Below are 11,189 nucleotides of genomic sequence, written 5' to 3'. Positions count from 1 at the left end.
GAATGTAAGTAGGGGTGGCTCGCTTGCTGCACCCTTAAAGGGTCTGGCAAACGAGGACCCCTACATGATGCATTCATCAATTGATTTATGAGAGTTATAATTCATTACGAATGTTCAGCATGTAAACGCCGCAATTATACATCTAAAAAGAACAAGAGTAAGCATTCTGAAAAGATGAAGGTGAGCAAGCACTGCCGTTTTTGCCGCAAACACACTTTGCACGAGGAAACAAAATAAAAACCTCTATTTTCCATTTTCTCATGCCATTTTCTAAAACTTCCGCATTAGAAAATAGTATGGGAAAATAGAGGAAAATTTCCTGCGGAAATTTTAGGGGAGTAGCTCAGTTGGTAGAGCGGCGGTCTCCAAAACCGTAGGTCGCAGGTTCGATCCCTGTCTCCCCTGCATAAATGGTGGGAGATAGAAAAAATTTAAGTTGCTGGTCTCCAAAACCGTAGGTCGTCCGCCGACGGCGGATCTCCCCTGCATAAATGGTGGGAGATAGAAAAATTTAAGGTGGGGAGATAAAAATCAGGGTGGATAGTAAATATGGAACCAAAAAATTGGGTTAACATTGGGTTTTCTCTTATTGCGTTGGTTGTTTTTTTTGTTTCAAAACAGGTGATGCTTTTGGTTTTTGATTTATTTCGATTGCCTGTTTTTGATGAATGGGTGGTGAGCCTTCCTGTGATTACGGCTTTGGTTTTGGGGTTGGTTACTTTTTTTGGTTTGAAAAAATGGAATGCGGCAAGCCAGTTTGGCCTTGAGGTTGTTTCTGAACTAGTCAAGGTGACTTGGCCTTTAAGAAAAGAAACCCTTGTTTCTACAGTGATTGTCGCAATTATGGTGGGAATTGCTTCTTTGTTTTTAGTGACCTTTGACACTGTGTGGGCTTTTTTAACAACGAAGTTTTTTTCTTTATAAAATAATACTTTGAATATTGTTTATTGAAGTTATTTCATAAGAGGTTTTTATGACTAAGAATTGGTATGTTGTTCATACATATTCGGGTTTTGAGCAGAAAGCCAAACAAGCTTTGGAAGAACGTATTAAGTCTCATAAAATGGCCGCCTTTTTTGAGGAGATATTGGTTCCTTCTGAAAACGTGGTTGAAATCCGCAAGGGACAAAAAAAGACGACGACCCGTAAATTTTTTCCAAGTTATATTCTTGTCAAAATGGAATTAAATGATAATACGTGGCACCTTGTTCGGGGAACCCCCCGAATTACTGGCTTTGTGGGAAATAGTACCAGTCCTCCTGTGATTCCTGAAGAAGAGGTTCGCAAGATTTCCCAAAAAATTGATGAAGGGCAAATGAAGCCCAAAATGAAAGTGATTTTTGAGAAGGGCGAGTCAGTGCGCGTGATCGATGGGCCTTTTAATACCTTTAACGGGCTTGTTGATGAGGTAAATCCTGAAAAGGGCCGTCTTAAAGTTTTGGTGAGTATTTTTGGACGTGCGACTCCTGTAGAACTTGAATTTACTCAAGTTGAAAAGAATGTGTGAAGTGTGAAGGTGTGTGGGTGCCGTGTACGGGCGTATAGCAATACGCCCGTACCTGACATCTACCAACCTATACACTGATGATAAATGGCTAAGAAAATTGTTACCTATGTTAAATTGCAATGCCCGGCAGGGGCTGCCAATCCTGCTCCTCCTGTTGGTCCTGCTTTGGGTCAACATGGGGTGAATATCATGGAATTTTGCAAGCAGTTCAATGCCGCCACTCAGAAGCAGGCCGGCATGATTATTCCTTGTATCATTACTGTATATTCGGATCGTTCTTTCACTTTTATTTTGAAGACACCTCCAGCTTCCATATTGTTGTTAAAGGCTGCCAAGATTGAAAAGGGAAGTGGGCAAACAGGAAAAGAAAAAGTGGGTAAAGTGACCAAGGCACAGGTTGAAGAAATTGCAAAAATCAAATTAAAAGACCTTAACTGCACTAAGCTTGAGTCGGCCGTTAAAAGTGTTGCTGGTACGGCTCGCAGCATGGGGCTTGAGGTTATATAATACGTAAGGGCGATTCATGAATCGCCCTTACAGAGAGAGGAATTTTATGTCTAGCAAACGGTATAAAGAATTAAGAAAAAAGGTGGATCCCACCAAAAAATATCCCCTTGACCAGGCTGTACAACTTGTTTCTGAAATGGGGGGAGCCAAGTTTGATCAAACAGTGGAAGTTGCTCTTCGTTTGGGCACTGATTCAAAGCAATCCGACCAAAACGTTCGTGGAGCCACAAACATGCCCCATGGTTTGGGAAAGCAAGTAAGAGTTCTTGTATTTGCCAAGGGGGCTAAAGAAGCTGAAGCCAAAGAGGCGGGAGCTGATTTTGTAGGTAGCGATGATTTGGTCAAAAAAATTAATGAAGGATGGATGGATTTTGACAAAGTGATTGCATCCCCTGACATGATGGTGGCAGTAAGTAAGGTTGGAAAAATTTTGGGTCCTCGTGGACTTATGCCAAATCCTAAAACAGGAACTGTAACCCAGGATGTCGGCAAGGCCGTGAAAGAATGTAAGCTTGGAAAAGCAGCTTTCAAAACAGACAAGGCCAGTATTATCCATTGTGCCATTGGCAAGGTATCCTTTGGCCCCCAAAAAATTAAGGATAATTTAAAAAGTCTTTTGGATGAAGTCATCAAACTTAAACCTTCGGCGGCTAAAGGGATTTATTTAAAAGGTCTTACCCTAAGTGCCACCTTGAGCCCTGGAATTCGGGTGGATATGGGGAGTTTGGAAATTTAAAAAACGTAAGAGGATTTTATGAATCGTGAACAAAAAGCCATTGAAATTGAAAATCTTAAAGCAAAATTTTTAAAGTCACAGTTAACCATTGTTGCAGATTACAAAGGCATGACTGTGGATGCCATTAATCAATTGCGTCGCAAGCTTGAGGAAAAGCAATCATCTCTAAAGGTGATTAAAAATCGTTTGGCTAAAATAGCTGTAAAGGGCACGCCCTCTGAGTTTTTGGCGCAATATTTTATCGGCACCACGGCTGTGGCAACCAGTGAGCTTGATCCAACGGGTCCGGCAAAAGTGATTGTTGAATTTTCAAAAAATAACGAATTGATCAAATTTAAAGGAGCGGTCATGGGGTCTCAGGCGATGAGTTCTGAGCAAATCAAGACCTTGGCTTCGCTTCCTTCAAAAGAAGAGCTTATTGCAAAAGCGATGGGTTCCATGTTGGCTCCTGCACGGAATTGGGTGTGTGTGTTGGCTCAAATTCCACGCCAGGTGGTCAATGTGTTGGCGGCTATTCGCGATCAAAAGGAGAAATCATCGTAAGTAGGGGCCCCGCATTGCAGGGTCCGTACAAATTTTTTTAGGAGTTTGTTAGGTAGCTATGGGCTGGGACATGAAGGTTTTGTGTCTTGCCAAGGAAGCGACTAGCAACTTTATGTTCCATGACACAAATCTCTAGCGATCAAATCCTAGAAGCTGTTTCCAAAATGACTGTTTTGGAAGTTTCCGAACTTGTTAAAAAGTTCGAAGGAAAATTTGGCGTATCGGCAGCAGCCCCAGTGGCTGTAGCTGCTGCTGGCGGTGGCGCTGCTGCTGCCCCTGCAGAAGAAAAGACCGAATTTGCCGTTGTCTTGACCTCAACCGGCGACAACAAAATTGGTGTCATTAAGGAAATCCGCGTTATCACAAGCCTTGGTTTAAAAGAAGCCAAAGACCTTGCTGAAGGAGCCATGCCTAAGACTGTTAAAGAAGGCGTTTCCAAAGATGATGCCAAAAAGTTCAAAGAGCAGCTTGAAAAAGCGGGCGCCAAGGTTGAACTTAAGTAATTTTTAGGGGTTTAAAGCTTAATATTATTTAAGTTTTTAAGCCCCTTTGGCTTTTTCTGCTCTTCCACAAATAGGATCAGAAGGCAAAGGTAGATATGCGGCCTTGGCCTTTTTGAACTTACATATATACGTTATTAAGGAGTTAAATCCATGCCTCAACTTACGGCTTCCAATTTTCGTCTTCGTAAGGAATTTTCACGGATCAAAAAAGTGGTTGATATTCCAAACCTGATTGAACTTCAGCGCAATTCGTATATTAAATTTCTCCAGTTTGACGCTCTTCCTGATCAGCGCAAGGACGAAGGTTTACAGACCATTTTCAAGAGCGTTTTTCCCATTACCGACTTTAACAACACGGCCTCCCTTGAATTTGTCAGTTATAGTTTTGAAAAACCCAAGTATGAAATGATGGAATGCCGTCAACGCGGAATGACCTACGAAGTTCCTGTGAAGGTAATCGTACGTCTTGTGGTGTGGGACAATGACCCGGAAACTGGTGCCCAGTCAATCCGTGATGTTAAAGAGCAGGAAGTCTATTTTGGAACCATTCCCCTCATGACTCGTAACGGTACCTTTATTATCAATGGTACCGAAAGAGTGATCGTTTCGCAGTTACATCGTTCTCCTGGTATTTTCTTTGAACATGACAAGGGAAAGACACATGCTTCCGGCAAATTACTTTATTCGGCCCGTGCGATTCCTTATCGTGGCTCATGGCTTGATTTTGAATTTGACACCAAAGATTTACTCTATGTTCGTATTGACCGTCGACGTAAGTTGCCTGTTACCATCCTGCTGCGTTCGCTAGGGCTTTCCGAAGAAGAAATCTTAAACACTTTTTATTTAAGTGAAACGATCCGTCTTGACGGGAAAAAAATAATCAAAAGTGTCAACCCTGAAGTGCTTAAATTTCAGCGTGCGGTGCGTGATATTGAACATCCCAAATCAGGTGAAGTGATTGTCAAAAAAGGCCGTAAATTTACCCAAAATCTTTTGGATAAAATGGCCCAGGCTAAAATCAACGAATTGGCCATTGATGAAGAGGAAATCATTGACCGTGTTGTCGCCCATGATGTGGTTGATAAAAATACCGGTGAAGTTGTTTTGGCCACTAACGATGTTTTGACCAAAGAAAAAATAGAAGAGCTTTACACACGAAAGATAAAAGAAGTCAGTCTTCTTTTTATCGATAACCTGAATGTGGGATCCTATATCCGCAATACTCTTTTAATTGATAAAGTCAAAAATTCGGAAGAGGCTGTGATCGAAATTTATAAACGTCTTCGTCCGGGAGATCCTTCCACCCTGGAAGCAGCAACAGCCCTTTTTGAAAACCTTTTCTTCAATCCTGAACGCTACGATTTGTCACGTGTGGGGCGTCTTAAAATCAATTACAAATTTGGTTTTGATGTACCCTTGGAAGTGACCACTCTTCGCAAGGAAGATATCTTGGAAATTGTTCGTTATCTTCTTAACCTTAAAGATGGTCGTGGCATGGTTGATGATATCGATCATTTGGGGAATCGCCGTATTCGTGCTGTCGGTGAATTATTGGAAAATCAATATCGCATCGGCTTGGTACGTATGGAACGCGCCATTAAAGAACGCATGAGTTTGCAGGAAATTGAAACTCTCATGCCCAATGATCTTATCAACGCCAAACCCGTTTCGGCTGTCGTGAAGGAGTTTTTTGGCTCATCCCAGTTGTCCCAGTTCATGGATCAAACCAATCCTCTTTCTGAAATTACACACAAGCGCCGTCTTTCAGCTCTTGGACCAGGAGGGTTAACCCGTGAGCGTGCCGGTTTTGAAGTGCGTGACGTGCATGCCACCCACTATGGTCGTATTTGTCCCATTGAAACACCCGAAGGTCCGAATATCGGTTTGATCGCTTCACTTTCAACCTATGCCCGTGTCAATGAGTACGGATTTATTGAAACGCCTTATCGCAAGGTTGAAGGGGGCCGGGTGACCGATGAAGTGGCCTACTATTCTGCCTTGGATGAAGCCAATCACGTGATTGGTCAGGCCAATGCCAAGCTCGATGCAAAAGGTCATTTTATCGACCAATTGGTCAGCTGCCGTAAAAATGGCGAGTTCATGATGGTCAACAAGGATGAAGTGGATCTGATGGACGTTTCTCCCAATCAGTTGGTCAGTATTGCCGCTTCTCTTATCCCATTTTTGGAACATGATGACGCCAACCGTGCTCTCATGGGTTCAAACATGCAACGTCAGGCCGTGCCTTTGCTTCGGTCTCGTTCACCCATTGTGGGTACGGGGATCGAACCCATTGTGGCTCGTGATTCAGGAATTACAGTGGTTACAGACCGTGATGGTATTGTTATTTCAGTTGACGCTTCGCGCATTGTGGTGAAAGCGGACAAAGCCAAAAAGAAAGACGGAACCCAGACAGAAGTTGATATTTACAACATGCTTAAATATCAGCGTTCCAATCAGAACACCTGTATCAACCAGATTCCTTTGGTCAGTGTGGGCGATCACATCAAAAAAGGTGAGATCATCGCCGATGGATGCTCCACTGAAAGAGGCGAGTTGGCTTTGGGCCAAAACGTGACAGTGGCCTTCATGCCCTGGGGCGGTTTCAACTTTGAAGATTCCGTGCTTATCAGCGAACGCCTGGTCAAGGAAGATACCTTTACCTCCATTCATATTGAGGAATTTGAATGTATTGCCCGCGACACAAAATTGGGTCGTGAGGAAATTACCCGCGATATTCCCAATGTAGGGGAAGAAGCTCTGAAAAATTTGGATGAGTCTGGCATTGTAAGAATTGGGGCTGAAGTAAAGCCTGATGATATTTTGGTGGGTAAGATTACTCCCAAGGGAGAGACCCAACTTTCTCCTGAGGAAAAACTCTTGCGAGCCATCTTTGGTGAAAAAGCCGGTGATGTAAAAGATTCGTCGCTGCGCGTGGGGCCTGGCATTGTGGGTACCGTTATTGCCACTCAGGTATTTTCTCGCGAAGGAATTGACTTGGACGAACGTTCCAGGGAACAGCAGGACGAAGCCACCAAAAAGCTCCAGAAAGATCAGGGAGACGAATTGGGTGTGGTACGCATTTCGGCAGAAAAAAAATTGGCCCAATTGCTTGTAGGCCAAACTTCGTCTTCCAAAGTCATGGATGATGATGGTGAAAGAGTTCTTTTGGTCAAGGGTAAAAAGATCACCGAATCCATGCTCAAACAAATCCCCTTTGAGAAATGGAAGGAAATTTCCGTGGAAGGTGGCGATGGTTTGGAGGACCAGATTGGTGACATTTTGGAAGAGATGGAAGACCAAATGGACTTGGTTCGTATGGTCTATGATCAAAAAGTCAATCGCCTGAAAAAGGGAGATGAGCTTCCTCCAGGAGTGATCAAAATCGTCAAGGTCTATGTAGCCATCAAACGTAAAATGATGGTGGGGGACAAGGTGGCCGGACGTCACGGAAACAAGGGTGTTATCAGCCGTATCTTGCCTGAAGAAGACATGCCCTATATGGAAGATGGAACTCCTGTGGATGTGGTGTTAAACCCCTTGGGCGTGCCTTCTCGTATGAATATCGGACAAATTCTTGAAGTACACCTGGGTCGTGCGGGTCGTGCCTTGGGCCATAAAATACGGACTTTTTTAACGGATCATTTTAACAAAGATGATTTTGCCGCATTTGTTAAAAAGATTTACCAATCACCTTCGGTGAATGAGTTTATTGAATCGGCAACCCAGGATGAACTTTTGGCTTTGGCCAAAGATCTGGGGCATGGTGTTTATTTCAATACGCCTGTGTTTGATGGAGCCCGCGAAGAAGAAATTAAATATCTTCTTGGTTTGGCGGGTGTTCCTGAGTCAGGTCAGGTCACTTTGTTTGATGGACGTACAGGGGATGCTTTTGAACATCCTGTCACTGTGGGGGATATGTACATTTTGAAATTACACCACTTGGTTGACGACAAGATTCATGCCCGTTCCATTGGACCTTACTCGCTGGTCACCCAACAACCTTTGGGCGGTAAAGCCCAGTTCGGGGGACAACGTATGGGGGAAATGGAAGTATGGGCCATGGAAGCTTACGGCGCCAGCTATGCGCTTCAGGAATTCCTTACGGTTAAGTCCGATGATGTTATTGGTCGTACGCGCATGTATGAGCACATTGTCAAGGGAGACCACACCCTTGAACCAGGGCTCCCTGAATCTTTCAAAGTGCTCATCAAGGAAATGCAAAGCTTGGCCCTTAATGTCGAATTGATCGAAGAAAAATAATTTCTTTCCTGTGTCTTTTAACCGGTAGATTTTAAAACTACGGGTTGAAGTCTTAAGGAAAGGGGAAGCAAAATATGGATATCACTTCTTTTTTTGAAAAACCCAAAGACCCTTCATGCTATTCATCCGTGAAGGTTTCAATTGCCAGCCCCGACATGATTCGTAGTTGGTCCTTTGGAGAAGTTAAAAAGCCGGAGACCATCAACTACCGTACGTTTAAGCCGGAACGTGACGGTTTGTTTTGTGCCAAAATTTTTGGACCCGTCAAAGATTACGAATGCAATTGCGGTAAGTACAAGCGCATGAAACATCGTGGCATTGTCTGCGAAAAATGCGGAGTGGAAGTAATCCAGTCAAAAGTGCGCCGCGAACGCATGGGACATATCAACCTGGCAACTCCTGTGGCTCATATCTGGTTCCTTAAAAGCTTGCCATCCCGTATCGGGACTCTTCTGGATGTCAGTTTGAAAGATCTTGAGCGTGTCTTGTATTGTGAATCTTATATCGTGACCGATGCGGGTTCCAGTAAGCTTTCAAACGGAGATATTTTAAGCGAAGATGAATATCAAAAAGCGCGCGCTCAGTTTGGCGGTGACTTCGAAGCCTCCATGGGCGGAGCCGCTGTGCGTGAAATGCTTCGTAAGATTGATCTTGAGGTGTTGGGCAAGCAACTTAGAAAAGATCTTGAAAAAACATCTTCCGAAGCCACAAAGAAAAAATTGTCTAAACGGTTGCGCGTGGTTGAAGCCCTTAAAGAGTCGGGTAATCATCCCGAATGGATGATGATGGAAGTGGTTCCTGTGATTCCCCCTGATTTACGTCCCCTTGTTCCCTTGGAAGGGGGCCGTTTTGCCACATCCGATTTGAATGATTTATACCGGCGAGTCATCAACCGAAACAATCGTTTGAAGCGCCTTCAAGAATTAAATGCTCCTGAAATTATTATTCGCAACGAAATGCGTATGTTGCAGGAAGCTGTTGATGCTCTTTTAGATAACGGCCGTCGTGGAAAAGTTTTTACAGGCCCGAACAAACGTCCTCTTCGTTCGCTTTCTGACATGATCAAAGGCAAACAAGGGCGTTTCCGCCAAAACCTTTTGGGTAAGCGCGTCGATTATTCGGGACGTTCGGTTATCGTGGTTGGTCCCCATCTTCGCTTGCACCAATGCGGTCTTCCCAAAAAGATGGCTTTGGAACTTTTCAAGCCCTTCATTTTCCAACGTCTGGAAGAAAAAGGTTTTGTTTCTACCATCAAGAGTGCCCGAAAAATGGTTGAAAAAGAAAGGCCCGAGGTATGGGATGTCTTGGAAGAAGTGATCAAAGAACACCCCGTTATTCTAAACCGTGCTCCCACACTGCATCGTTTGGGGATGCAGGCTTTTGAGCCCATTCTTACAGAAGGAAAAGCCATTCAGTTACACCCCCTTGTTTGCGCGGCTTTTAACGCCGACTTCGACGGGGATCAAATGGCGGTTCATATTCCTCTTTCCATTGAAGCACAAATTGAGACTCGTGTGCTTATGATGTCGACAAATAACATTCTTTCTCCTGCCAATGGCAAACCCATTATTGTTCCCACCCAGGACATGGTTTTGGGAATTTATTACATGACCCGCGAAAAACAGGGCGCACGTGGAGCTGGCAAAATTTTCTCCAGCCCCAAAGAAGTACGTTCGGCCTGGGATAATAGTGTGGTTGACCTTCATGCCCAAATTAAGGTCCGTTTACGTGGAGAAATGGAAGAAACAACAGTGGGAAGAACTTTGCTGAGCGAAATTTTGCCTGAAAAAATTCCGTTTAAAATTATCAACCGGGTCATGGATAAAAAGGCCATCGCTGAACTGGTTGATCTTTGTTACCGAATTGCAGGCAATAAACAGACTGTTTTATTGGCAGACAGGCTTAAGAATATAGGTTTTGAATTTGCAACCCGAGCCGGTATTTCCATTGCGCTTGATGACATGATTGTTCCTGCCAACAAACAAAAATTCTTGGATGATGCCTATAAACAAATCGCTGAAATTGAAAATCAGTATGTCGAAGGTTTAATCACCGACGGAGAACGCTATAACAAGGTGGTTGATATCTGGGCGCAGGTGACAGAAGCTATTTCGGGTGAAATGATCCGTGGGATGAGCCAGCAGATCGGTGCCGATGGCAAGCGTATGCCAAGCTTTAACCCTGTTTACATCATGGCCGATTCAGGAGCCCGTGGTTCGCAGCAGCAAATGCGTCAGTTGGCCGGTATGCGTGGTTTGATGGCCAAGCCCTCTGGTGAAATTATCGAAACCCCCATTACGGCTAATTTCCGTGAAGGGCTCACTGTGTTGCAGTACTTTATTTCAACACACGGTGCTCGTAAGGGGTTGGCCGATACGGCTCTTAAGACAGCCAATTCAGGCTATCTGACACGTCGCTTGGTCGATGTGGCTCAGGACATGATTGTGAATATTGATGATTGCGGAACCTTGGATGGTATTGAAATGACACCCCTTGTTGAAGGGGGAGAAGTCATTGAGGCTTTGGGAGATCGTATTTTGGGTCGTGTGGCCTTAGATGATGTGGCTGACCCTTATACAAGTGAAGTTTTGGTGCCTGCCGGAAAGGAAATTAATGAAGAACTGGTTGAAAAAATCGAAGATGCCGGTTTGGAAAAAGTAAGGATCCGTTCCGTGCTTACCTGCCAGGCAAGGCAAGGTGTGTGCATTAAGTGCTATGGCCGTGATTTGGCCCGTGGGCACATGGTGAATATTGGTGAAACCGTGGGGGTGATTGCCGCCCAGTCAATCGGTGAACCGGGAACCCAGTTGACCATGCGTACCTTCCACGTGGGGGGGGCTGCTTCTCGTCGAGCGGAACAATCGACCTTGGAATCCCGTCATGATGGCGTTGTCCGTCTTATCAATGTTCGTGTGGTGACCAATAAACAACGAAATCTTACGGTGATGAATCGTCACGGTGAAATTGCCATCATGGATGAAACAGGTCGTGAACGTGAAAGATATTCCTTGGTGTACGGTGCCATTCTCAAATTTAAAGAAGGTGACAAGGTTAAGGTTAAAAGTCTTTTAGCCGAATGGGATCCTTACACGGTTCCCATTATCACTGAAGTGGCAGGGGTTATTAAATA

General features: G+C 44.3%; 8 protein-coding genes and 1 tRNA gene (1 of these 9 running past the window's edge). All 9 read left to right on the top strand.

The genetic code is table 11. The annotated features are described in order from the left end of the window. Nucleotides 1–332 precede the first annotated feature (332 nt). Nucleotides 333–405, top strand: a tRNA-Trp gene (locus A2048_07040). Nucleotides 406–729: 324 nt separating this feature from the next. Continuing rightward, on the top strand, nucleotides 730–924 hold the full coding sequence (locus A2048_07035; GenBank protein ID OGP07954.1) for a preprotein translocase subunit SecE: 195 nt from the start codon (nucleotides 730–732) through the stop codon (nucleotides 922–924). Nucleotides 925–973: 49 nt separating this feature from the next. Continuing rightward, the gene (locus A2048_07030; GenBank protein OGP07952.1) at nucleotides 974–1,507 is read left to right on the top strand and encodes a transcription termination/antitermination factor NusG; all 534 of its coding nucleotides are present in this window, start codon (nucleotides 974–976) and stop codon (nucleotides 1,505–1,507) included. Nucleotides 1,508–1,591: 84 nt separating this feature from the next. After that, a complete protein-coding gene (locus tag A2048_07025; GenBank protein OGP07951.1) occupies nucleotides 1,592–2,014 on the top strand; it encodes a 50S ribosomal protein L11 in 423 nt (140 codons plus the stop codon). 46 nt (nucleotides 2,015–2,060) lie between these two features. Beyond that, complete coding sequence (locus A2048_07020) at nucleotides 2,061–2,750, top strand: 50S ribosomal protein L1 (protein OGP07950.1); 690 nt, start codon at nucleotides 2,061–2,063, stop codon at nucleotides 2,748–2,750. Between the two features lie 18 nt (nucleotides 2,751–2,768). Next, nucleotides 2,769–3,293, top strand: a complete 525-nt coding sequence (locus A2048_07015; protein OGP07949.1) for a 50S ribosomal protein L10 — start codon at nucleotides 2,769–2,771, stop codon at nucleotides 3,291–3,293. Between the two features lie 119 nt (nucleotides 3,294–3,412). Continuing rightward, the gene (locus A2048_07010; protein ID OGP07948.1) at nucleotides 3,413–3,796 is read left to right on the top strand and encodes a 50S ribosomal protein L7/L12; all 384 of its coding nucleotides are present in this window, start codon (nucleotides 3,413–3,415) and stop codon (nucleotides 3,794–3,796) included. A gap of 150 nt (nucleotides 3,797–3,946) precedes the next feature. Beyond that, nucleotides 3,947–8,059 carry a DNA-directed RNA polymerase subunit beta gene (locus tag A2048_07005; protein OGP07947.1) on the top strand — a complete coding sequence of 1,371 codons (4,113 nt, stop codon included), beginning with the start codon at nucleotides 3,947–3,949 and terminating at the stop codon, nucleotides 8,057–8,059. Between the two features lie 74 nt (nucleotides 8,060–8,133). After that, nucleotides 8,134–11,189, top strand: partial view of a DNA-directed RNA polymerase subunit beta' gene (locus A2048_07000; protein ID OGP07946.1) — the 5' portion only. It continues 1,045 nt past the right edge of the window; 3,056 of the gene's 4,101 nt are visible here — the first part of the coding sequence; the start codon lies at nucleotides 8,134–8,136; the stop codon falls past the right edge of the window.

This window comes from Deltaproteobacteria bacterium GWA2_45_12, from assembly GCA_001797365.1.
Classification (GTDB): Bacteria; UBA10199; UBA10199; order UBA10199; family UBA10199; genus UBA10199.
The sequence above is the reverse complement of the archived record's forward strand: the minus strand, read 5'-3'. Positions and strand labels throughout refer to the sequence as shown.